The sequence below is a fragment of the Flavobacterium ardleyense genome (assembly GCF_033547075.1).
Taxonomy (GTDB): Bacteria; Bacteroidota; Bacteroidia; order Flavobacteriales; family Flavobacteriaceae; genus Flavobacterium; species Flavobacterium ardleyense_A.
This window is the reverse complement of sequence record NZ_CP137891.1, coordinates 1-25,393: the sequence shown is the minus strand read 5'-3', so window position 1 is coordinate 25,393 and position 25,393 is coordinate 1. Positions and strand designations below refer to the sequence as shown.

The window sequence follows — 25,393 nt, the reverse complement described above, 5'->3', positions numbered from 1 at the left end:
ATTGCTTAGACAAAAAGTTTATTACATAATTCAATAATGTTGAAATGTTGATTTCACATAGCTTTATAATGAGTAAATTATCAGGAAAAAATTATCAATGTTTTGTTAATAATATTGTGTTAATAGTAAGTCGCATAGTTGTACAATGCAAGGTAATTGTTATTTTTGCTGACGACATTTTTAATTTTACAGATTTTATAACCTAGAAGTTTTTTAATGATGAAAGTAAGACACTTGTTATTTGGATTTTTGATTGCAGCTAATCTTACAGCCGTAGCGCAAAACAAACCTAAAGAAGTACTATTTACAGTTGATAACAAGCCATTTTATTCTGACGAATTTGCCAGAGTTTATAAAAAGAATCTGGATCTTGTAAAAGACGAATCTCAGAAAGATCTTAACAACTACCTAGATCTGTACACTATCTACAAGATGAAGATTGTCAAAGCAAACCAACTTGGGTTGCAAGATGGGAAACAGTATCAAGAGGAACTTAAAAATTATAGGTCGCAACTTGCTAAAAACTACACCACAGATTCTAAGGTTACCCAAGAGCTGGTAAACGAAGCGTACAAACGTATGCAAAAGGAAGTAAAGGCATCGCATATTTTACTTTTGGTGAAAGAGGACGCTAGTCCTGCAGATACTTTAAAAGTATATAAGCGGGCAATGGATGTCTATATTCTCGCTAACAAAGGGAAAGATTTTGGAGATCTTGCCATTCAATATTCCGAAGATCCATCGGCAAAAGAAAATAAGGGAAGTTTAGGGTATTTCACTGCGTTTAGAATGGTATATCCGTTTGAAACTGCAGCCTACGAAACTGCAAAGGGAAGTGTTTCGAAGCCTGTTCGTTCTCAGTTTGGTTATCATATCATCAAAGTTGACGATATCCGTGATAATCGTGGCGAAGTGTCTGTAGCTCATATCATGACGGCGAAACCTTCTGATGGAAACGTCGAACTTTTAGCGAAAGCGAAAAATACAATTGACGAATTATACAAAAAACTACAGCAAGGAGAAGAATTTGAAACGCTTGCTAAACAATTTTCAGAAGACAAAGCATCTTCTTCAAAGGGAGGATTGCTCAATACTTTTTCAGCGGGGCAATTGAGTTCAGAATTTTTTGAAGAAGTTGCTTTCGGACTTAAAAATGAGGGTGATTATTCAAAACCATTTGAAACTGATTTCGGATACCATATCGTGAAACTTTACAAAAAGATTCCGATGAAGAGTTTTGAAGAATTAAGGCCTGAAATTGAAAATAGAATTGGAAAAGATGATCGATCTAGATTGATTGTACAATCGATGAATGATTACCTACGATCAAAATTTCCAGTTAAAAGAAATGACAAATTGTATGCTTTGGTAAAAAAAGCAGTAACAGATAAAGTATATGATGCAGATTACAAACTTCCTGAGAATTTAAAACCTTTTGAAGGTACACTTTTTACTATCAAAGATAAAAATGTTAGCGGGGTTGAGTTTCTAAACTTTATTAAAAATGAGCAAAGACGCGCCAAGGAAATCAAACCAGTTGGAAAGTTGGTTGACACCGAATACGAAAATTTTGTAAATACGCAATTAGCAAATTATAATGATGCTCAGCTAGAAACAGAATTTCCGGAATTTGCGGCGATAATGAGTGAATATCGCGACGGACTTCTTCTCTTTGATTTAATGGAAAAAGAAATTTGGGAAAAATCTAAAACGGATACAGTTGGTTTGGAAAAATTTTATAATGAGCATAAAAATAATTATAAATGGGCAGAAAGATACGATGCAGTTGTGTATTCGTCTACGAGTAAGGATGCCATTGCGAAAGCTAGAAAATTCTTGAAGAAAAATAAAACTACAGAATTTATCAAAGATCAATTAAACACCAAAGAGGTGGTGAATATAATGTCAAAAACAGGCGTTTTTGAAAAAGGAAGCGATGTGTTGCCAACATCTCTGAGAGCAAAAAAAGGAATTTCAGATGTATTGCAGGAAGGGAAGTATTATTATGTTGTAAAGGTCAACGAGGTAAAGCCTGCGGGACTTAAAACTTTAGAAGAAAGCAAAGGACGAGTGATTAACGATTATCAGCAATTTCTTGAAGAAAAATGGGCAGATGATTTGAGAAAGGAATTTACTTTAAAAGTAAATCAAGACATTTTTGCAAAAGTAAAATCTGAACTGAAATAATTGTAGATGAGAAATTTTCTACTGACAAGTGTTCTAATTCTTCTCGCAACTTCTTGCAACTATTTTACAAAAGAGATAAAGACAGAGGCAATAGCACGGGTTGGTGACGAGTATTTATTTGTTGAAGATATCATCAACTTGGTGCCGGCAGGAAGTAGCAAAGCTGACAGTATCCAAATTGTTGAAAGTTTTATAAACCGTTGGGCATCGCAAAAATTAATGATTGCGAAGGCCGAACTTAATTTGAGAGATTCCGATAAAATGGAATTTGATAATTTGGTTGAACAATATAAAGTGGATCTTTATACAAAAGCTTATATTGAAGAATTAGTTAAGCAGACTATTGATACATCTGTAAGTGTGGAGGAATTGAAAGAGTATTATACTTCTAATAAAGATAATTTTCGCACGAGCGAAGCACTTCTAAAACTTAGATATATTCATCTTCAAAATGATAATCCTAAATACGAGATTATTAAGCAAAAGTTTTTTGATTATAATAAAAAGGATAGGCAGTTTTGGGAGACTTATAAATTGCAGTTCAAAGATTTTGCTTTAAATGATTCAGTTTGGGTAGAGATGAATCAGGTTTATAAAAAACTTCCCTTTGTAACTCCAGAAAATAGAGATACATATATTGCCGCAGGAAAATCCATTCAATACCGCGATTCATTAGATATGTATCTCGTAAAAATTGTGAATGTTACCAATAAAAATCAGGTGAGTCCGTTCGAGTACTTGCAGCCTACATTGAAGCAGGTGATTGTAAATAAAAGAAAAGTAGAATTAATAAAGAAAATTGAAAAAGAAATCACCGATGACGCGATTAAAGACAAGGAATATGAAGTTTATAAATAATGCACGTACATTTTTCGGTGCGCTGTTCCTATTGTTAGGAATTTCTATGAATGCCCAAGAGATCATTCCGATTTCTGAGACAGTTATGGATACCGTACGACCTCAATTTAGCAAAAGACAGAAAGTAGACGGAATTGTAGCAACTGTGGGTGACTATATGATTCTAGACTCTGATATAGACAAGGCTTACCTTGAAATTTCAGGACAAGGAAATTCTGTCAAAGATATTACAAGATGCCAACTTCTAGGAAAGTTAATGGAAGATAAATTGTATGCGCACCACGCAATTCAGGATAGTATCGTCGTTACAGATGAGCAAGTAAAAGACAGAATGGGCCGTCAGATTGATTATATGGTGCAGCAATTGGGAACGATGGACAAAGTGGTTCATTATTTTAAAAAGGATAGTGAAGACGAATTGAGATCGGATCTTTTTGAAGTTATTAAAATCAATGCATTAACCGAGGAAATGCAGCGTAAGATAGTCGATGAAGTAGAAATTACTCCAGAGGAAGTTCGTACTTTCTTTAGAAGTATCCCAACAGACGAACTGCCAATTTTTGGTGCTGAAGTTGAAGTTGCACAGATTGTGATTAAACCTAAAGTCTCTGAAGAAGAAAAGCAGAAAGTTATTGTTCAGTTAAATCAAATACGTGATGAAGTACTAGCAGGGTCTAGTTTTTACACCAAAGCGGTTTTGTATTCGCAAGATCCAGGTTCAAGATCAAGTGGTGGTTTTTATAAAATGACTCGAAAAACACCATTTATCAAAGAATTTAAAGATGTTGCATTTACACTTGGTGAAGGGGAAATTTCAATGCCTTTTGAAACTGATTTTGGGTATCACATTATTTTAGTCGAAAAAATTAGAGGTCAAGAGGTAGATTTAAGACATATTTTAATTTCGCCTAAAGTGACCTCAGAAGCTTTGGCAGAGGCTAGAACAAAGATTCAATTAATTAAGACGCGAATCGAAGCCGGCGAATTAACTTTTGCAGAAGCAGCACGTACATTGTCTGACGAGAAAGAAACAAAGGCTAATGGAGGAATATTAATCAATCCGAATACTCAAGACACTCGCTTTGAACTGACGAAGATGGATCCAGAATTATATTCGCAAATTTCTTCTCTTAAAGAGAATGAAATCTCATATCCAATTTTGGAGGAAGACCGTTCACAGCGTAAATCGTACAAAATAATTAAAGTTACAAACCGAACCGAAGAGCATAAAGTTGACTACGCAAAAGATTATGTGAAGATTAAAAATCTTGCTCTAAAAGAAAAGCAGATTAAAGTAATTGGTACTTGGTCTGAAGCAAAGATTAAAGAAACCTATATCAAAATTAATGGTTCTTATAAAAACTGTGACTTTACTAATAATTGGGAAAAAAAATAGTACTATCTTTCAAAATCAGATCTTTTAAAAGTAGCAATAATGTCAGACGTAGCAGCAATTCAGAATCTAGTTGAGAAGCGGAAACGCTTAAAAGAGGAAGTTTCCAAAATTATTATTGGTCAAGATATTGTTGTCGATCAGATAATCCTAAGCATATTTTCGGGAGGCCACGCACTTCTTGTCGGAGTACCGGGATTGGCCAAAACCTTGATGGTAAATACCATTGCGCAAGCTTTAGGATTGGATTTTAAAAGAATTCAATTTACCCCAGATTTGATGCCTTCGGATATATTGGGAAGTGAGATTTTAGACGAAAACAGGCAGTTTAAATTTATAAAAGGCCCTTTATTTTCAAACATTATTCTTGCCGATGAGATTAACAGAACGCCACCAAAAACGCAAGCTGCATTGCTTGAGGCGATGCAAGAACGCTCGGTGACCATTTCTGGACATACCTATAAATTAGATCTGCCATACTTTGTTTTAGCAACTCAAAATCCAATTGAGCAAGAAGGAACATACCCTTTGCCTGAAGCACAATTAGACCGTTTTATGTTTTCGATATTACTTCAATATCCATCTTTTTCCGAAGAAGTGGAAGTAGTAAAAAGCACTACGAGTGATCACACCAAAACAATCAACGCGTTATTTACAGCACAAGAAATTATTGATTTTCAGCATTTAATTCGCCGTATTCCGGTTGCAGATAATGTCATAGAATATGCAGTTACGGTGGTGAGCAAAACTCGCCCAGACAACGCGATGTCTAGTGATTATATAAAAAACTATCTTGATTGGGGAGCAGGACCTAGAGCTTCTCAGAATTTAATTTTGGCGGCCAAAGCGCACGCTGCTTTCAATGGAAAATTCTCACCGGATATTGAAGATGTCAAGGCAGTAGCGCCGGGAATTTTGAGGCACCGTATCATTAAGAATTATAAAGCCGATGCCGAAGGAATCACAGAAGAAACAATTATCAATACATTATTATAAGATATTTAAAACCTGAAATTCGTTTCAGGTTTTTTCGTTTTATAGCATAATATTAATTTTTTGGAGCAGAAATAATGTTTTCTTTCATATTCTGTCCCGCTGTCCTCTATATCTTTTTCTTTTTTCGCATTTGCCAGAACGAGTATGCGAAAAAAGAAAAAGGATGCCGTTCCCATCGGGGCTATTATTCAAGAGTAAGGTTTCTCACAACACTTAGTTGGAGTGCGATCCCATGAAAGATGTTTAAGTGGTATCTTCAAAATCTGTGATCCAATTAATTTTGTGAACACTCACAATAAGTGATTTTATAACTTTCATCTCCACAAAACTAAGTAGAAATCTACGTCTAACGATACGATGCAACCCTAATTTTCTCTAAATCTGATACTGTCATTTGCTCTTCAAACCTTAATTTAGAAACGTTCTTTATTCTTTTGGCGAAAGCCTATTTCACTTTTCATAAAATTTAACCTTAAAATTGACTATTTAGCAATTAATTTCTGTAAAATTATTAATTGCTATTATAAACGCACTAAAATATAGTATTTGATAAATTTAATGACGTAAAAGCCCTCTTTGACCTCAAATCTTTTAATTTCGGACTAAATTCCTTAAATTTGCATCACAACAATTTAAAGATACTATTATGGCTTTTGATATCGAGATGATAAAAAAGGTGTATGAGACAATGCCAGAGCGTGTAGATAGAGCACGCGAGCTTGTTGGACATCCACTTACACTTACTGAAAAGATTTTATACGCACACCTTTGGGAAAAGACTCCAAACAAAATCCTTAACCGCGGTAAAGACTATGTAGACTTCGCTCCAGATAGAGTTGCTTGTCAAGATGCGACTGCGCAAATGGCGCTGTTGCAATTTATGCATGCCAAGAAACCAAAAGTAGCAGTTCCTACAACAGTTCATTGTGATCACTTGATTCAGGCAAAAGTTGGAGCAGAAAAAGATTTGAAAAATGCAAAATCTCAAAGTAATGAGGTTTTTGATTTCCTATCTTCTGTTTCTGATAAGTACGGAATCGGTTTCTGGAAACCAGGAGCTGGAATTATCCACCAAGTAGTTCTTGAAAATTATGCATTTCCAGGAGGTATGATGATTGGTACAGATTCTCACACAGTAAATGCTGGAGGATTGGGTATGATTGCAATCGGAGTGGGTGGTGCAGATGCTGTAGATGTTATGTCAGGAATGGCTTGGGAGCTTAAATTCCCACGTCTTATTGGTGTGAAATTAACTGGAAAACTTTCAGGATGGACTGCGCCAAAAGATGTAATTCTTAAAGTTGCAGGTATTCTTACTGTAAAAGGTGGTACTGGAGCAGTTATCGAATATTTTGGAGAAGGTGCAACTGCAATGTCTTGTACTGGAAAAGGAACAATCTGTAATATGGGTGCAGAAGTAGGGGCTACCACTTCTACTTTTGGATATGATGATTCAATGTCTAGATACCTTCGCGCTACGGGCAGAACGGATGTGGCCGAAGCAGCAGATAAAGTTGCTGAGTATCTTACAGCAGATAAAGAAGTGTACGCAAATCCTGAAAAATATTTCGATCAAGTAATCGAAATAGATCTTTCTTCACTTGAGCCACATCTTAATGGACCTTTTACGCCCGATTTAGCAACTCCAATTTCTAAAATGAAAGAGGAAGCAGCTAAAAATGACTGGCCTTTAAAAATAGAATATGGACTAATTGGATCTTGTACCAACTCTTCTTACGAAGATATTTCGCGTGCAGCTTCGTTGGCAAAACAAGTTCATGACAAAAAATTAAAAGCTAAATCTAATATTGCAATCAATCCAGGCTCGGAGCAAATTAGATACACTATAGAAAGAGACGGATTTGTAGATATTTTTGAAAAAGTAGGTGCTACAATCTTCGCAAATGCTTGCGGACCGTGTATAGGAATGTGGGATAGAGCAGATGCCGAATTGCAACTACGCAACACAATCGTTCACTCTTTCAACAGAAACTTCTCAAAACGAGCAGATGGAAACCCAAATACGCTTGCATTTGTAGGTTCTCCTGAACTAGTTACAGCCCTTGCTATCGCTGGAGATTTGTCTTTTAACCCATTAACTGACACACTTATTAATGAAGATGGTGAAGAAGTAATGCTTGATGAGCCAACAGGTCACGAACTTCCTCCAAACGGATTTGATGTAGAAGATGCAGGTTTTCAAGCGCCTTCTGAAGATGGATCTGGAGTGCAAGTTGTTGTAAGTCCAACCTCAGAAAGACTGCAATTATTGGAACCTTTTACGCCATGGAATAACGAAAATCTTCTTAATGTAAAATTACTGATCAAAGCACAAGGAAAATGTACTACTGACCACATTTCTATGGCTGGACCATGGTTGCGTTTTAGAGGACACCTTGACAATATTTCAAACAATATGTTGATTGGTGCGGTAAACGAATTTAACGGAAAAACGAATTCTGTAAAGAATCAAATTACTGGAGAGTACGACACTGTTCCTGGAGTTCAGAGAGCATATAAAGCGGCTAATATTCCTACAATTGTAGTGGGTGATCATAATTACGGTGAAGGTTCTTCAAGAGAGCACGCTGCGATGGAGCCTCGTTTCTTAGGTGTAAAAGTGGTGTTGGTTAAGTCGTTCGCACGTATTCACGAGACAAACCTTAAAAAGCAAGGTATGTTGGGGCTTACTTTTGCCAATGAGGAAGATTACAACTTAATTCAAGAGGATGATACTTTCAATTTTATAGATCTGGCACAATTTGCAGAAGGAAAACAAATCACAATTGAGCTAGTTCACAAAGACGGTTCAAAAGATACAATTATGGCGAATCATACTTACAATGCTGGTCAAATTGGGTGGTATGTTGCAGGTTCGGCACTGAATTTGATCGCTGCAGAATCATAATAAAATTATATTTTAAATTACAATTAAGGAGTTTCTGCAAAGAAGCTCCTTTTTTTATATAGCTCTTTTTTTTGACATTTATCTTTAGCAGTTTTCGAATTCCCGATATTTTCGTTCTAAAAGAGGCTTTACTTCGCCCCGCCTTTATCTGTTGCTTAAATTTAAATGCACTCCTGGGAAGTTTTTAGCTTAGTTTTAAAGGAGATTTTATGGAATTAAATTTGAATTATAAAAAATTATTAGAGAAAATTTCAATTGTATGATAAATATCAACTGCAACTTTTTTATATTCCGTACCTTAACATAGATTTCAGAATATAGCTATAATCACAAATTAACACTTATTCCATTATGAAGAATATTTTACTCACAATACTTATATTGATTTTCGCTGTCGAAGGCAGTGCTCAAGAAATCGTAGGACAATGGAATGGCTTTTTAAAGTTGCCGGGCAATGAACTTCAGGTTGTTTTTAATGTTGTAAAAGATGCTCAAGGTGGTTATTCTTCTACTATGGATAGTCCCGATCAAGGTGTAAACGGAATTCCAGTTACCAAAACTTCTTTTATCGATAATGTGATAATTTTCGAAATTAACGCAATGTCCTTAAAATATACAGGTACGTTAGAGGGAAAAGAAATCTTTGGAACATTCAGTCAGGGAGGACAAGAATTTTCGCTGAATTTAGATCGCACTAAAGTTAAAAAAGCTGAACTTCACAGGCCACAAGAACCCAAAGCACCATTTCCATACAGTAGCGAAGATGTGAAATTTACAAATTCCAAAGATAAAGTAACGCTTGCAGGAACGCTCACCCTTCCAGAAGGGAAAGGCAAGTTTCCAGTCGTAGTTTTAATTACAGGAAGTGGCCCTCAAAACCGTGATGAGGAAATAATGGGTCACAAACCATTCTGGGTTATTGCCGATTACCTCACCCGCAACGGAATTGCAGTATTACGCTACGACGATCGTGGAATAGGCCAATCCACTGGAAATTTTGATGAAGCAAACTCTGCCGATTTTTCTAATGATGTAGAAGCAGCTGTCGAATATCTAAAGACTAGAAAAGACATTCACCGATCTCAAATTGGGCTTATTGGACATAGCGAAGGTGGAATGATTGCACCAATGGTGTCAATTCGTAATAAAGATGTAGCTTTTATGGTGCTTCTTGCCGGAACGGGAGTTAAAGGTTCTGAAATCTTGCTTTCGCAACAACGTACAATTTTTAAAGCCTCAGGTTTAAATGATGATGAAATTAAAAAAAGAACCTCTACAACAGCAGCGCTTTTTGATATCATTTCAACTTCTGAGTCCAATCATCTTGACAGGGATTTGAGCGATTACATAGAAAAATTAGTGGCACTTCAAGGTGGTGAGGCACAGGATATGAGCACAAGAGAATATATCGAAATGCAACTTCAGGAAATCTCAACGCCGTGGATGTGTTATTTTATCAAGCATGACCCGGCAGAAGTTTTAAGCAAAGTAAAAATTCCGGTCTTGGCTCTTAATGGAGGAAAGGATATTCAAGTCCAAGCAGATTTGAATCTTCCAGCAATCCAGAAGGCCTTGGCATCTGCCGGAAATAAGAAGGTAGCTATTAAAGAATATCCAAATCTTAACCACTTATTTCAAGAATCAAAAACTGGTTTCCCTGACGAATATTTCAAGATAGAACAAACTATCTCTCCTGAAGTTCTTCAAGACATGACTACTTGGATTAAACTTCAAGTGAAATAACTGTTTTCTTCGGCTTTACTATTTTTATACACATAAACCCTAATCCTATGATTGGGGTTTTTCGTATGATAAACATCGAATATTCTATTTGGAGAAGTGTTGACAATTAATCATTTTATTCTACTTTTTTACTTTATCTAATCACAAATTACCTAATCTGAGCCATCAGTTATGAACTAAATTTCCCAATACATGTCGAGCTCCACCTTAAAAAAATTGTACATTTAGAAAATATTATAATCCCTGATTAGTGTAATAATGGCTATAGAAAATATTCCCGAAATTTATTTTAAAGACGTAAAAGGCCCAAAAGAAATTTTTGTGTATGACTTTAAGATGACAAGCGATGTGGTGAAAAGCAAGGTCAATTTGAGTATGAATATGTTTAGTTTTCTGCAAGTAGGAAAAAAACAGGTTCACTTTGCAAATACTTCGATGGCAGTCAATAGTCAGCAATCACTATTATTAAAGAAGGGTAATTGGTTGTGGACAGAATTATTGGACACCGAAGCCATATATTATTGCAAATTATTCTTTTTTTCTGAGAAGAAATTGACAGAATTTCTGGCAAAATATACCAATAATGTCAAACCATTGAAAGAAGAAATTCCATATTTCGTAATTGAAAACGATCTTTATCTCGCCTCCTTTATTGATTCGCTATCCACAAATACCTACACAAATCATAGTTATAGTGATGCTTTACTGTTTTTAAAATTTGAGGAAATTATGCTATACCTCCTTAATAAGTATGGAAATGACTTTGAATATTATTTACAATCTTTAATTTCAAAAGAAGTTTCACCTTTTAAAAATGTTGTTGAAAGCAATACGTATTCTAATTTGAAACTAGAGGAAATAGCTTTCTTATGCAATATGAGTTTGTCAACGTTTAAACGAAATTTCACTGCAGAATATAATGAAGCTCCAGGTAAGTGGCTTCAGGATAAGAGACTACAAAAGGCAAAGGAAATTTTACAATATGGTGAGTTAAAAGCATCTGATATCTATCTTGATATGGGTTATAATAACTTATCTAACTTCAGTATTGCATTTAAAAACAAATTTGGTTTTAGTCCATCGGATCTCAGCGCATTTAAATAAATGCGTTAAGCGCTTGTTTTACAAGGTTTTAGATACTCTGTTTTATGATATAAAATTCTAAATCTGAACATTGAACTTTTTTCATAAGTTATTGAACTGAATCAATAACAGGATAAGAGAACCGCTGCCGTAAATTTGCAGTGTAGTTAAGAGGAAGCAATTCTTTGAGATTACATCTAAATAATTTAAAAAATAAACTAAATAATTATGGCAAATGTAACTAAACCTGTATTCAAAGAAAGATACGGGAATTTTATTGGCGGTAAATTCGTAGCTCCTGTAAAAGGTCAGTATTTCGATAACGTATCTCCAGTTGATGGAAAAGTATTTACTCAAGCAGCTCGTTCTACACAAGAAGATATTGATCTTGCTTTAGACGCAGCACACGAAGCATTCCCATCTTGGAGTACTTCATCTGCAACTGAGAGAAGTAATGCTTTATTAAAAATAGCTCAAGTAATGGAAGACAACTTCGAATACTTAGCAACACTAGAAACTATTGATAACGGTAAACCAATCCGTGAATCTCGTGCAGCTGATATCCCTTACTGTATTGATCACTTCCGTTATTTTGCTGGAGTTATCCGTGCAGACGAAGGAAGTATCTCTGAGCATGACAAAAACACAGTAAGTATCGTATTGCACGAACCAATTGGAGTAGTTGGAGAAATCATTCCTTGGAACTTCCCAATGTTAATGCTAGCTTGGAAAATTGCTCCAGCTTTAGCAGCAGGTTGTACTGCAGTTGTAAAACCAGCAGAACAAACACCAACAAGTGTTATCGCGTTAATGGAACTTATAGGTGATATTCTACCTCCAGGTGTATTAAATATCGTAACTGGTTTTGGTGCAGAAGCAGGTGCAGCTTTAGCAACATCTAAGCGTATTGCTAAACTTTCATTCACTGGTTCAACAGAAACAGGACGTAAAGTATTACACAATGCAGCTGAAAACATTATTCCAGTAACAATGGAATTAGGTGGAAAATCTCCAAACATTTTCTTCCCATCTGTAGCAGATCAAGACGATGATTTCTATAGCAAAGCTATTGAAGGAGCGTTAATGTTTGCACTTAATCAAGGAGAAATTTGTACAGCTCCATCTCGTATATTAGTTCACGAAGATATTGCTGATGATTTTATCGCAAGAATGCAAGAACGTTTAGGAGCAATCAAAACAGGTAATCCATTAGATCCTGAAACAATGATTGGTTCACAAGTTTCTAAACCACAGTACGAAAAAATTCTTAACTATATCAAAATTGGTAAAGAAGAAGGTGCTCTAGTATTAGCTGGTGGAGACGCTGGTAACTACGAAGGAGATATTTCTGAAGGATATTACATCCAACCAACAGTTTTAAAAGGAACAAACAACATGCGTGTTTTCCAAGAAGAAATTTTTGGACCAGTAGTAGCCTTAACTACATTTAGTTCTACTGAAGAAGCTATCGCTATCGCTAACGATACTCCTTACGGATTAGGAGCTGGTGTTTGGTCACGTGACGCTCACGAATTATTCCAAGTTCCACGTGCTATCCAAGCTGGTAGAGTTTGGGTAAATCAATATCATACATATCCTGCACACGCTCCGTTTGGTGGTGTTAAAGAATCAGGATTTGGTCGTGAAAACCATAAAATGGCATTAGATCATTACCGTGTTGTAAAAAACATGTTGATCTCTTACGACAAAAAACCAATGGGATTCTTTTAATTGAAACCAGTATATAAATAGAAAACCTCGGCATTGCCGAGGTTTTCTTGTTTTAATGCCGCTTGGAGTTATAAATGGAAACTTTGCGATAATAGATTTAGCAAATGTATACATTCGCCACTCTACATAACGTTTTGCAATAAAAACATCTCAGCTTTTCTGGATGTATTTATACAACCATTTTGTCTTTGGTAATTCTGTCAACTACCAAAGCGATTGCGCCGTCTCCAGTAACATTACACGCAGTTCCAAAACTGTCCATTGCAATGTATAAGGCAATCATTAATCCAATCATTTCTTCGCTAAAACCTAGCATCGACTGCAAAATCCCTACGGCTGCCATGATTGCGCCTCCCGGAACTCCCGGAGCGGCAATCATTGCTATTCCTAACATAAAGATGAATCCCGCAAATAGTGTGATGTCAAAAGGCATTCCTTCCAGAATCATTAAAGCCATGGCACAGGCGGTAATTTTCATTATACTTCCAGATAAGTGAATTGTAGCGCAAAGCGGAATTACGAATCCAGCGATCTTTTCTGATACGCCATTTTTTAGCGACTGTTCCAAAGTTACCGGAATCGTTGCCGCCGAAGACTGAGTGCCCAAAGCAGTGAAATAAGCAGGCATCATATTGGCTAGAAGTCGAAGTGGATTTTGTTTGGTTAAAATTCCAGCAATAGTATATTGAAGCAGCAATAGTATAATATGAAGGGCAAAAATTACTCCGATAATGCTAATAAAAACTTCCAAAATAGAAAAGACTTCTCCACTGTAAGCCATACTAATAAAAATTCCCATAATAAATAAAGGAAGTAGCGGAACGATTATATTTTCGATTACTTGCATAATAATTTTCTGAAAGTCATTGACAACAAGTTTTAAAGTCGAATTTTCCTGATACGAAAGTCCTAAACCGATCACAAATGCTAAGACTAATGAAGTCATAACATCGAGTGCGGGCGGAATTATGATACTAAAATAGGGCGATAATGTCGCGGTCGAATCACCAATTTGCGCGACATCATTAAGATTTGAAGCAAGCAGCTTAGGAAAGATTCCCGAAGTTGCAAAATAGGTCAAAAAGCCAGAAAAAAGAGTTGAGCCGTAAGCAATGGCTGCAGTAATTAGCAGCAATTTTCCAGCACCTTTGCCTAGATCGGCAATGGCAGGCATAATCAATCCTAGAATAATTAATGGAATTGCGAAATTTAGAAACTGTCCGAAAAACGCATTGAAAGTCGCAAAGATTCGGTTGATGGATTCTGGCAAATAAAGTCCGAAGAGGATTCCGAAGACAATGGCAAGAAATACTTTAAATAACAGATTTGATGTTATGCGTTTGATCATAGTTGGCAAATTGAAAAGAGAATTTGGTAGGTCTCGGGGGTAATTATTTTAAGTTTGCTAAGATACTACCTCTGTGTGAAAGCTGTTTAATTTTTGTGGTTTTAACGCGGTATTTTTATATTTTAAGAATAGTATTGTTGTGAATGACGATGCCCTAGCCCTGATTGCCGTGAAAATCCTGCAACTTGCAAACGACATTGCTCACTGGGCTGCAAGAGCGACCAACGGAAGCTCCTTGCGGCACATTGTGAGCAAGTCATTTTGCTGTTGCAGATTGCAGCAGAAAGCAGGAAATAGCTTTAAAAAAAAATCCGCCTCATAAAATATGAAGCGGATTTGTATTAAATTAGAGTTCAAAAACTACTAGTAGTATGTGAATCTTCTTACTTTAGAAATATATTTTGCAAGACGAATTACTTGGTGACTGTAGCCATATTCGTTGTCATACCATACATAAAGCACGATATTTTTCCCATCTGCAGATACGATTGTCGCGTGACTATCAAAAATTGCTGGCGCCGAAGTTCCAACAATATCCGAAGACACAAGTTCATTATTCAGTGAATATTTAATTTGCTCAACAAGATCTCCCTCAAGAGCGCTCGTTTTCATAATCTCGTTCACTTCTTCGATAGAAGTCGCTTTATTAACCTCAAGATTTAGCACCACAAGAGATCCGTTAGGCACAGGAACGCGAATTGCATTTGAGGTCAATTTGCCTGCAAGAGACGGCAAAGCCTTTGCTACAGCAGTACCAGCACCAGTTTCTGTGATAACCATATTCAAAGCAGCAGCACGACCACGACGGTATTTCTTGTGCATATTGTCTACAAGATTTTGGTCATTCGTGTATGCGTGAATCGTTTCTAGGTGGCCTTTTACAACTCCTAATTTGTCTTCAACAACCTTCAAGATTGGGGTAATTGCATTTGTAGTGCAAGATGCCGCAGAGAAAATATGCACATCATCTGGATTATACTCATTATGATTTACTCCGTGAACGATGTTTGGAACTCCTTTTCCTGGCGCAGTAAGCAAAACTTTGTCTGCTCCAATTGAACTTAGGTGGCGATTTAACGCTTCCTCAGTTGTGAAAGCTCCTGTATTGTCAATTACCAAAGCGTTGTCGATTTGGTATTTTGTGTAATCTATTTCTTCTGGACTTCCCGCGCTAATCATATGCACAGTTGTTCCGTTGATGATAAGTGCTTGGTTTTCTAAATCTGCAACCACAGATCCGTTAAAATCTCCGTGGATTGAATCGTAACGTAAAAGTGACGCTCTTTTTTCAAGACTTACTGCATCATTTTTATCACGTGTAACAATTGCGCGAAGTCTTAGCTGGCTTCCACGACCAGTTTTTGACATCAATTCACGAGCTAGTAAACGACCAATACGTCCAAAACCGTAAAGAACGACGTCTTTTGGTTGAATTTCTTGAGTGTTTTTTGCAAGTTTAAGTTTGTTGATTACGAACGCTTTTGCATTGGTATGCTCTTCGTTTTCAAGGTGAAATTCGTAAGTTAATTTACCGATATCCAATTTAGAAGGTGGTAAATCAAGAGATAATATTGCTTTTGCAATTTCTACAGAATCAAATACAGAGATTGGTTTAGATGCAAATTCGCCTGCATATTCGTGCAAGTTGATGATTTCGCTAACGTTGCAGTCGATTAATTGGTTGCGGAAAAGGACCATTTCGATCGCTTTGTCATACCATAAATCGCTGATAATCTTGATAAGTTCAACTCCCGCACGCCTTCTGTTGGCTTGCAATGAAAGTTCTTTGTCGTATAAATGTGTGCTGCTCATTTGCAAAAAAATAATTAGTTAGTGTTGTTATATTTTTGTTTTGCAAAAGTATTGATTTCAAACGTCTTCCTAAAACTTTCTATCAAAGTTTATGGTAAAAAAAAACCGACTTGGTAAGTCGGTTGATTTTTTTGATTTTTAGATTATCAATTAGATAATAATTCGCAAGATTTGTCCTGATTTGTTGATCATTTCCAGGCGAATACTTTGGTTTTCAGCTTTGTTTTGCAAAATGCTTGAAACTGTTTCTACATCTGTTGCTTTCTGATTGTCAACTTTTAAAATGACATTCCCTTTTAGTTCGTCATAATAAGGAGCGAGATTTGGATTGTTGATATCGCTAATTTTAACTCCAAAAGGAGTGTTAAAACGTTTCTTATCAGTAGCATCGAGATTTTCCAGTGAAATTCCTTTAAAAGCCGCCGTCATAGCTTCGGTTTTAGAGAGAATGACAGAAACTGCATATTGCTTATTACCTCTAATATATCCAACTTTTACAGGATCATTAGGACGTTTGGTATTGATAACTCTTGCCATATCTGCGTAAGAATCAATTTTTTGGTTATCAATATTGGTGATGACGTCTCCTTTTTGCAGTCCTGCTTTTTCGGCACCAGTATTTTTATTTACTTTATTTATATAAAATCCTGAGCTTTGTGCAATTCCTAATTCTTGGGAGGCTTTAAGATTTAATTCTCCACCTTCGACACCTAGAATTGCTCGCTGCACATTTCCATACTCCATAATATCTTCGATGATTTTTCGACAAATATTTGATGGAACTGCAAAAGAATATCCTACATACGATCCTGTCTGCGAACTAATCATAGTGTTAATTCCGATTAATTCTCCATTAGTATTGACAAGTGCGCCACCACTATTACCTGGATTTACGGCAGCATCGGTCTGAATAAAGGATTGAATACTATTATTGTCAAGGTTTCTAGCTTTCGCTGAAATAATTCCTGCGGTTACCGTTGAGTTTAGGTTGTACGGGTTACCCACTGCCAAAACCCATTCGCCAACTTTAATTTGATCTGAATCGGCAAAAACCGAGTACGAAAGTTTTTCGTCTGCATCGATTTTTAATAGCGCGACGTCCATTTTTGAGTCGGTACCGATTAATTTTGCTTTATAAACTTTGTTATTGTTGAGAGTGATTTCAATGTCAGAAGCATCTTTAATTACGTGATTATTAGTTACGATATAACCATCTTCAGAGATAATCACTCCCGAACCGGTACCAACCTGAGTTTGACGTTGCTCACTTTTATATCCGTAAAAATATTGGAGCACGGGATCATTTACAGTTCGATACGTGACATTTTTTACGTGTACTACAGAATGTACTGTCTTTTCGGCAGCTTCGGTGAAATCTAGTACGGAGGACGAAAGTCCCACAGGACGGCTGTAGGAAGAGTCAGATGCGGTAGTAATTAAGGTTTTAGTATCGTTTAATATGGTAGTATCCGGATCTACAAACAGTTTGTAAGCTCCAAGTGTAGTCGCGCCACTTAGTAGAGACACGATAAAAAGACTAGAAAAGTTTTTCATATTTAGAGATTATTGTGTTTTTTATGACAACTATCAAATTTAATGCAATATCGCTACCTTTAAAATTAGTTTAACGAGCAGTTAACAAGGATTAACTATTCATTAATAGTTGTACTTTTGACAAACAAATTATTTACAGATGACTATTGACTTTTTTAAGTATCAGGGAGCGGGAAACGACTTCGTACTATTAGATAATCGCGGTAGCGAATACAGCAATCTCACTTCCGAAATTATCGAGCAACTCTGCGACCGTCGTTTTGGAATAGGTGCCGATGGGTTAATACTTTTGGAAGATGCCGAAGGATACGATTTTAGGATGGTCTACTATAACGCTGATGGTCGAGAGAGTTCAATGTGTGGCAACGGTGGTAGGTGTATTGTGGCTTTCGCCAAAAGATTAAAGATTATTACAACCGAAGCGTCATTTATTGCTACCGATGGACCACATAAAGCATCAATTTCTGCCGATGAATCTGTTGTACTTCAGATGACCGATGTTGATGAAATTGAAGTTACTGAGGATTATTCTTTCTTGAATACAGGCTCACCGCATCATATTCAATTAGTGAATACTATTAAGGATGTTGATGTTAAAACTTTAGGAAGTAAAATTAGATACAGTGATTTGTACGGCGCCGAAGGAAGTAATATTAATTTTGTTCAACAAAATTCGGCTGATTCTTTTTCAATTAGAACTTACGAGCGTGGAGTAGAAGATGAAACTCTTGCATGTGGCACTGGCGCTACTGCAGTAGCAATTGCAATGCATAATAGTGGAAAAACTAAAAATACCCAACTCACAATCGAAGTTGAAGGTGGAACTCTAACGGTCCGCTTCGACCGAGACGGAGACAAGTATCAAAACATCTACTTAGGAGGTCCCGCGGAGTTTGTATTTAGCGGAAGCATAAAAATTAATAATATCTAATGATTACTCTTACAGGAAAAGCGATATATTTAAGAGCTTTAGAGCCGGAAGATATAGATTTTATTCATGGAGTCGAAAATGACGAGCGCATCTGGGAGGTTAGCAATACGCAGACTCCTTATAGCAAATATCTAATTAAGCAATATTTGGCAAATGCGCATCAAGATATTTATGAAGCGAAGCAATTGCGACTTGTCATCTGCGAACTCAATAGTACAAAATCAGTTGGGTTGATAGATTTGTTTGAATTTGATCCTCGCAATCACCGTGCTGGAATCGGAATTCTGATTAAGAATACCGAAGATCGAAATAAAGGTATCGGGAAAGAAGCTTTGGAGCTTTTGATTAAATATTCATTTCAGAAATTAAACCTTCATCAAATTTATGCAAACATAGATACAAAAAATGAAGCAAGCTTACGTCTTTTTGCTACTTTTGGTTTCGAGAAAATCGGAATTAAAAAGGACTGGAATATAGTTCGAGGTCAGTATAGAGACGAAATCATGATGCAACTTATCAATCACTAATATAAAATAACTGTGAATACAAAAAAATTATTTGGAATTATCTCCATCGTCATTGTAACAATTTTAATTGTTTATGGTTACGTGATGTATCGAGAAATTTTCGCAAAAAACACCAAATTTGCTGAAAAGGAAGTGTTTGTATACATTCCCACAAATTCAAACTTTAACGATGCAAAGGAAGCTTTGAGTCCTTTTATAGAGAGTATGAGCCGCTTGGAGAAAGTTGCTGAAAAGAAATCCTATGCCGAAAATGTAAAGGCTGGTAGATTCTTGCTTAAGAAGGGGATGAATAGCAATGAGATAATCAATGCGATGCGTCAGAATATTCCAGTAAAACTGGCATTTAATAATCAAGAACGTTTAGAGGATTTGGCGGGTCGAATAGGGTCGCAGATAGAAGCCGATAGTAGCAAGTTAATGGCATCTTTTACCAATAAGAAGTTTCTAGCTGATAATGGTTTTACCGAAGAAAATGTTTTGGCACTATTTATTCCAAATTCTTATGAATTTTATTGGAATACAAGCGCAAATAAATTTCGTGAAAAGATGGCTAAGGAATATCGTAAATTTTGGACAGAAGAACGAATTGCCAAAGCCAAAGCTCAGAATCTAACTCCAATTGAGGTTTCGACACTTGCAGCGATTGTGCACAAAGAGACAGTGAAACAAGATGAACGTCCAAGAGTAGCGGGAGTCTATTTGAATCGTCTTAGAAAAGGCATGAAATTAGAAGCAGATCCGACCGTGATTTTTGCGGTTAAGAAATCGACAAATAATTTTGACACTATTATAAAGCGTGTTTTATATAAAGATTTGGAAACGGTCTCTCCATATAATACTTATATGTATGCAACACTTCCTCCAGGACCGATTGCAATGCCTGATATCTCGGCAATTGATGCCGTTTTAAACCCAGAAACTCATAACTATATTTATTTTTGCGCTAGTGTAACAAATTTCGGATACCACGAGTTTGCGGTAACAGGCGCACAGCACGAGGTTAATCGTCAAAAATATGTAAAGTGGATTAACGCGCAAGGAATAAAACGATAATCTGTTGAGTAAATTTGTTTGCAATATTCTCCTTATACTATTTTATAGTAGCTGTTTTGCGCAAAGCAGTATCGAAAAATTCTTAACACCTTCAGACACTTTAAGTACTCCAAGATTAAAAGCTGTTACAATCGCATCGTCTGCGGTGGTAACGGCTTCTTTTATTGGATTAGGAGCTACTTGGTACTCGGATTATGATAAATCTTCTTTTCATTTCATAAATGACAATTCACATTGGCTTCAAATGGACAAGGTGGGACATTTGTATTCAGGATATCACTTGACGAGGGTAGGCACAGAAATATTGCGCTGGAGCGGAATGGAATCTGATAGAAGCGCGGTAATTGGCGCGGTTTCCGGTTTTGTAGTTTTAAGTGCAGTTGAGGTTTTTGATGGTTTTTCGGCAGAATGGGGTGCTTCCACGGGAGATATAATTGCAAATGGAAGTGGTGCTGGACTATATGTTGCGCAGGAATTGCTTTGGCATGAGCAGCGAATTATTCCCAAATATTCTTTTCATAAAACTAAATATGCTGACGTTAGACCGAATCTTTTGGGTAATAATCTGCAGGAGCAATTCTTGAAAGATTATAATGGACAGACCTATTGGTTGTCGGTAAATATTTATTCGTTTATCAAATCTGAGTCAATTCCAAAATTTATCAATTTAGCTTTTGGTTACGGTGCAAATGGAATGACCTCGGCACTACAACCTGAAGTTATACTAGATGCAAATAACTTCTACAGACAACGACAGTTTTACCTCAGTTTAGACCTCGACCTGACGAAAATCGAAACAAAAAGCCACTTTTTGAAAACAGTTTTCAGTGTTTTTAATACCATAAAAATTCCCGCGCCTACTTTCGAACTCTCTGATAATGGAAGAGTTAAAGGCTATATTTTCTACTTTTAGTAAAGTTTAACGTATTGATTATCAGTAATTATATTTTTTACTTATCTTTGCAGACTAGAAATTTCTTGTTGGGACAGCGATAAGAGAAATTATTTTTATGATTAAGAAATGGATTTATTACACGTCATTAGCTGGAATTGTAACTTTTATAACACTTAGTTTCAAACCGCTTCAGACCGAAAAAGAAGGTTGGTTTCACACAGAGGACAATAACAAAATGTTATTTCATTTCCCTTCAATCAATCAAGATGATTATGTAAGTAACAATATTCCGTTCACCGGAAAATTCTTTATTGCTTACAAAGAGGCTCTAGCTTTTAAGGAATCTCAAGGTAAATACAAGAAAGTAAATACACTTGGGTATATGGGTAAATACCAGTTTGGAAAATCTACGCTTCAATCAATTGGGGTTTACGATCACCACGCTTTTATGAACAATCCGAAAATGCAGGAGCGAGCTTTCATTGCACTTCTTGCCAAAAATAAATACGAGCTTAGAGATGTTATCAAGAAGTATGATGGCAAAGTAGTAGGAGGAATTCTTATTACTGAATCAGGTATACTTGCCGCGGCTCATTTAGGAGGAGTAGGATCAGTTAAAAAATATTTCCGCTCTAATGGCCGAACTGCTAAGAAAGATAGCTACGGGACGTCAATTGAAAGTTATATGAAGAAATTTGCAGGTTATGAAACATCAAGTGTTGCGGCCGATAAAAATGCAAAAGTTTCTATGAGAAGCTAAGAAGGAAGTAATTTGCCAAGTAAGGTACAAAAGAGAGAAGCTGCAATTGAGAAATTGCAGCTTTTTTTATTAGATGAGGCTGCTGATTTTGTTTTGGTAGTGGTAAGGCAATTTGTGATGAGGTTAATGGGCAGAGAAAAATATTGGAAAATGGGCTAAAATCCAAGTCAATTGATGTAGGTGGATGTCGTTTGTGAATTATAGAAATTTTCTGAAGAAAATTAGTAATATATTTTTGGGCTAAAGCCTGAAAATATTGGATGATCAATATTTAAAAATACTCTCCTATTATTCTATTTAAAAAGTGCTGCAATCTGTTTTCTTTCTGAAATGTTTTTTCAATGTAATGTAATATGTAGATAGTGGGAACGAGCGAGGACCCTCGCACTAGCGAGCATATCGTGATGACTTTGAAGAAGTTTAGGAGTAATAAGCAGTATTGTCCTATCGGTTTCTAACCATCTTGAAATTCTTAGAAGCAATTTGTTTTGATTACGGGAACAACTGAAAACGGTCGCAGTAGCGAATTTAGTGCGATATATCGGAAGTGATTTATCTTTGAAGGATTTATGAAAATCAATGACAAGTTCTTAATAATTCAAATCCCAATAGCCCAGATGGTAATGGAAATCCTTTTTTAGGCAGACGACAGTTTTTTGCTGCTGCAAAATAGCGACCGAAGGAAGCTCATTTTGTGGCTTGCAAAAACGGAGTCTGGCAAAAAAGATTGAAGTGAACAGCTGGAAAAAGCTCCAAAAAGTAAATATTGCACTCAATAAAAATGATGTGTTAGCAGAAATCAACTTTTATGAATCTAGAGTACCCTAATTTTAAAATCGTAAAAAGTGGTTGAAATTAATTCAATTATTTCTTGTGAATAATGAAAATCGCAGGACGATTGTGCAAGTCGACTTTGACCTTTTTCCACTCAGAAACTTTGTAGGTTTTGATGTATTCTGTAGGTAAAGTAATGTCGCAAGCAACGCAGAGATGGGTGCTTGGCTGAAGCATTGCCAGCAAATCTTCGAAGATTTTATTGTTTCGGTAAGGAGTTTCTATAAAAAGTTGCGACTGATCTTTATCAAAAGAAAGCTTCTCAAGATTTTTGATCGCAGTCTTTTTTTCGGCTTTATCAATCGGCAAATAACCGTTAAATGCAAAACTTTGTCCATTCATTCCCGAGCCCATAATAGCGAGTAAAATCGAAGAAGGACCGACAAGAGGCACGACTTGAATCCCTTTCTGATGTGCGATTTCTACAATTGCAGCACCAGGATCTGCCACACCTGGACAGCCGGCTTCAGACAGAAGTCCTACAGAAATTCCTTGCAAACATGGAGCAAGCATTTCGGCGTGCTCGCTGGCTTCGGTATGCTTGTTCAGTAATCGGAGTTTTAAGGTGGATTGCTGCTTTTCTGGATCAACGATTTTAATTGATTTCCGCGCAGTTTTTTCGTTCTCTACAATATAATGATCTAAAAGTTCGATGATGCGCTTCACTTTTTGAGGCAAAACATCTGTGGGGTCGCTTTCTCCCAAAGTTGTTGGAATTAAATATAATTTGCCCAAATTCGTTGTCGTGCTCATCTTTATATTGTAGTTTATTTTTTGAGAAGTTTTTCAGCAATAACGTCACAAGCTTGATCGATCATATCATAAACCGACTCAAATCCATTTTGCAGGCCAAAATAAGGATCAGGAACGTCAACATTTTCGCCAGGAAAAAGTTCGTTTAGTAATAGTTTGACCTTACTTTTCTGTTGCTCATTCTTTGCTAGGCGCATAACATCTTTATAATTACTGCCATCCATAACATAGATATAATCGAAATTTTCGAAATCCTGTTGCGAAAATTGTCGGCCTTTTTGACCAGCAATGTTTAGTCCCTTTTTACTTGCAATATCTATCGATCTCGAATCAGGTTGTTTGCCAACATGCCATTCGCCAGTTCCTGCGGAATCTACTATAAATTTGTCTTTGGGCAATTTTGACTGTAAAATGCCTTCTGCGAGCGGTGAGCGGCATATATTACCCAAACAAACCATCAGAATTTTCTGTGACATTTTAAAATAGCTTTTAGAGATTATTAGACAGACAGTTTTTTCTGTATATCGTCAACGTATTTTTTAAATTGCTTATCAGTAGCTACAAGATTATCTACAGTTTTGCAAGCGTGCAATACTGTCGCGTGGTCTCTATCTCCAATTTGCGAACCGATGTTTGCCAAAGAAGCTTTCGTATATTTCTTTGCAAAAAACATAGCTAGCTGTCTTGCCTGAACAATGTGACGCTTTCTTGTTTTGGATTGTAAAATATCTAAATCTACTTGGAAATATTCTGAAACAACTTTCTGAATATAATCGATAGAAATTTCGCGTTTTACATTCTTTACAAACTTTTCGACAACGTGTTTCGCAAGCTCAAGATTGATTTCTTTCTTATTAAAAGACGATTGTGCAATCAATGAAATGATCGCGCCTTCAAGTTCGCGAACATTTGATTTGATATTTTTCGCAATATACTCTACGATTTCATCGGGCATTTGCACTCCATCTCTATACAGAATATTATTTACAATCGCTACTCTAGTTTCGTAATCAGGTTGCTGCAATTCAGCCGAAAGTCCCCATTTAAAACGAGAAAGCAAGCGTTGCTCTATGTCTTGCATATCAACCGGAGCCTTGTCAGAAGACAAGATTACTTGTTTTCCGTTTTGGTGTAAGTAATTAAAAATGTGGAAAAACACATCTTGAGTAGCCGATTTTCCTGAGAAAAACTGAACATCATCAATAATTAAAACATCAATCAGTTGGTAGAAATGAATAAAATCATTTCGGTTATTTTTACGTACAGATTCTATATACTGCTGCGTAAATATTTCGGCAGAGATATAAAGCACGGTTTTTTCTGGATATTTATCTTTTATTTCCACACCGATTGCGTGAGCAAGGTGCGTTTTACCTAATCCAACACCACCAAAAATAAGCAGTGGGTTAAAAGAAGTTCCACCAGGTTTATTGGCAACCGCCATTCCTGCAGATCTTGCCAGACGATTTGAATCTCCTTCGAGGAAATTGTCAAAACTATAGTTGGCATTAAGTTGAGATTCTATTTTTAGGTTCCTGATCCCTGGAATTACAAAAGGGTTGCGGAGTTCTGGATTAAGATTCTTAAATGGTGCGTCAACCTCTTGGGTTTTCATTGGTCCACGTTGCGCAGATGGAAGTTGTTCTGTAAAGGGTTGTTTAGTGCCATAAGTATTCTCCATTTTAATTTTATAGAGTAACTTTGCATTTTTCCCAAGCTCTTTTGTAAGAGCTACTTTAAGTAGCTTGACATAATGCTCCTCAAGCCATTCGTAAAAGAATTTACTTGGCACTTGAATGTACAAAGCATTATCCGTTAGTTCTACTGACTTAATCGGTTCAAACCAGGTTTTATAGGCCTGATCCTGGATGTTGTCCTTGATAAATGCAAGACAATTTTCCCATACTGATTGAGCAGTTTTGTTCATAAAGCAGTTTAAATTTTATATATTGTTAGCGGATTTCATACTTTTACGAAGAGTAAAAATTGTATGTTTTCGGGAGAACAAATATGTGAACAATTATCGT

General features: G+C 36.3%; 19 protein-coding genes. 13 read left to right on the top strand and 6 right to left on the bottom strand.

All coding sequences use genetic code 11. From position 1 onward, the window contains the following. Nucleotides 1–216 precede the first annotated feature (216 nt). The 8 genes from SBO79_RS00095 to SBO79_RS00060 all read left to right on the top strand — a co-directional run bounded on the left by SBO79_RS00095 (nt 217) and on the right by SBO79_RS00060 (nt 12,899). Nucleotides 217–2,187 carry a peptidylprolyl isomerase gene (locus tag SBO79_RS00095; protein ID WP_318641021.1) on the top strand — a complete coding sequence of 657 codons (1,971 nt, stop codon included), beginning with the start codon at nt 217–219 and terminating at the stop codon, nt 2,185–2,187. 6 nt (nt 2,188–2,193) lie between these two features. Then, the gene (locus tag SBO79_RS00090; protein ID WP_318641020.1) at nt 2,194–3,045 is read left to right on the top strand and encodes a hypothetical protein; all 852 of its coding nucleotides are present in this window, start codon (nt 2,194–2,196) and stop codon (nt 3,043–3,045) included. Next, complete coding sequence (locus SBO79_RS00085; RefSeq protein ID WP_406600235.1) at nt 3,029–4,441, top strand: peptidylprolyl isomerase; 1,413 nt, start codon at nt 3,029–3,031, stop codon at nt 4,439–4,441. The genes SBO79_RS00090 and SBO79_RS00085 overlap by 17 nt, the downstream gene beginning before the upstream one ends. A 39-nt stretch (nt 4,442–4,480) precedes the next feature. After that, nucleotides 4,481–5,434, top strand: coding sequence for an AAA family ATPase (locus tag SBO79_RS00080; RefSeq protein ID WP_318641019.1), 954 nt, complete (start codon nt 4,481–4,483; stop codon nt 5,432–5,434). Between the two features lie 646 nt (nt 5,435–6,080). Continuing rightward, entirely contained in the window at nt 6,081–8,342 is a 2,262-nt protein-coding gene (locus SBO79_RS00075; protein ID WP_318641018.1) for an aconitate hydratase, read from the top strand. Between the two features lie 351 nt (nt 8,343–8,693). After that, on the top strand, nt 8,694–10,085 hold the full coding sequence (locus SBO79_RS00070) for an alpha/beta hydrolase family protein (RefSeq protein ID WP_318641017.1): 1,392 nt from the start codon (nt 8,694–8,696) through the stop codon (nt 10,083–10,085). 258 nt (nt 10,086–10,343) lie between these two features. After that, nucleotides 10,344–11,189, top strand: a complete 846-nt coding sequence (locus SBO79_RS00065) for a helix-turn-helix domain-containing protein (protein WP_318641016.1) — start codon at nt 10,344–10,346, stop codon at nt 11,187–11,189. Between the two features lie 207 nt (nt 11,190–11,396). Then, nucleotides 11,397–12,899 (top strand): aldehyde dehydrogenase family protein, encoded by a 1,503-nt coding sequence (locus SBO79_RS00060; protein ID WP_318641015.1) that lies wholly within the window; start codon nt 11,397–11,399, stop codon nt 12,897–12,899. 169 nt (nt 12,900–13,068) lie between these two features. Here SBO79_RS00060 and SBO79_RS00055 read toward each other — a convergent pair whose 3' ends face one another. From SBO79_RS00055 to SBO79_RS00045, 3 genes are all read right to left on the bottom strand, one after another. Then, on the bottom strand, nt 13,069–14,244 hold the full coding sequence (locus SBO79_RS00055) for a dicarboxylate/amino acid:cation symporter (RefSeq protein ID WP_318643523.1): 1,176 nt from the start codon (nt 14,242–14,244) through the stop codon (nt 13,069–13,071). Between the two features lie 366 nt (nt 14,245–14,610). Next, entirely contained in the window at nt 14,611–16,059 is a 1,449-nt protein-coding gene (locus tag SBO79_RS00050; RefSeq protein WP_318641014.1) for a glyceraldehyde-3-phosphate dehydrogenase, read from the bottom strand. Nucleotides 16,060–16,209: 150 nt separating this feature from the next. Beyond that, the gene (locus SBO79_RS00045; RefSeq protein WP_318641013.1) at nt 16,210–17,613 is read right to left on the bottom strand and encodes a trypsin-like peptidase domain-containing protein; all 1,404 of its coding nucleotides are present in this window, start codon (nt 17,611–17,613) and stop codon (nt 16,210–16,212) included. 139 nt (nt 17,614–17,752) lie between these two features. Between SBO79_RS00045 and dapF the strand changes: the two genes are divergently transcribed. The 5 genes from dapF (at nt 17,753) to SBO79_RS00020 (ending at nt 21,779) form a co-directional block, all read left to right on the top strand. Beyond that, nucleotides 17,753–18,544 carry a diaminopimelate epimerase gene (gene dapF / locus SBO79_RS00040; RefSeq protein ID WP_318641012.1) on the top strand — a complete coding sequence of 264 codons (792 nt, stop codon included), beginning with the start codon at nt 17,753–17,755 and terminating at the stop codon, nt 18,542–18,544. After that, nucleotides 18,544–19,071: a GNAT family N-acetyltransferase gene (locus SBO79_RS00035; RefSeq protein ID WP_318641011.1), complete on the top strand. Its 528-nt coding sequence runs from the start codon at nt 18,544–18,546 to the stop codon at nt 19,069–19,071. Before dapF ends, SBO79_RS00035 begins: the two co-directional genes overlap by 1 nt. 12 nt (nt 19,072–19,083) lie before the next feature. Then, complete coding sequence (mltG, locus tag SBO79_RS00030) at nt 19,084–20,124, top strand: endolytic transglycosylase MltG (RefSeq protein ID WP_318641010.1); 1,041 nt, start codon at nt 19,084–19,086, stop codon at nt 20,122–20,124. 4 nt (nt 20,125–20,128) lie between these two features. Further along, entirely contained in the window at nt 20,129–21,037 is a 909-nt protein-coding gene (locus SBO79_RS00025) for a DUF2279 domain-containing protein (protein WP_318641009.1), read from the top strand. A 97-nt stretch (nt 21,038–21,134) separates the two neighbouring features. Continuing rightward, nucleotides 21,135–21,779 (top strand): peptidoglycan-binding protein LysM, encoded by a 645-nt coding sequence (locus SBO79_RS00020; RefSeq protein WP_318641008.1) that lies wholly within the window; start codon nt 21,135–21,137, stop codon nt 21,777–21,779. 864 nt (nt 21,780–22,643) lie between these two features. Here SBO79_RS00020 and SBO79_RS00015 read toward each other — a convergent pair. From SBO79_RS00015 to dnaA, 3 genes are read right to left on the bottom strand one after another with little or no spacing between them, the layout of a single operon-like run. Further along, a complete protein-coding gene (locus SBO79_RS00015; protein ID WP_318641007.1) occupies nt 22,644–23,366 on the bottom strand; it encodes an SAM-dependent methyltransferase in 723 nt (240 codons plus the stop codon). Between the two features lie 14 nt (nt 23,367–23,380). Beyond that, on the bottom strand, nt 23,381–23,842 hold the full coding sequence (locus SBO79_RS00010; protein WP_318641006.1) for a low molecular weight protein-tyrosine-phosphatase: 462 nt from the start codon (nt 23,840–23,842) through the stop codon (nt 23,381–23,383). A 23-nt stretch (nt 23,843–23,865) separates the two neighbouring features. Continuing rightward, nucleotides 23,866–25,293 (bottom strand): chromosomal replication initiator protein DnaA, encoded by a 1,428-nt coding sequence (gene dnaA, locus SBO79_RS00005; RefSeq protein ID WP_318641005.1) that lies wholly within the window; start codon nt 25,291–25,293, stop codon nt 23,866–23,868. Between the last annotated feature and the right edge of the window lie 100 nt (nt 25,294–25,393).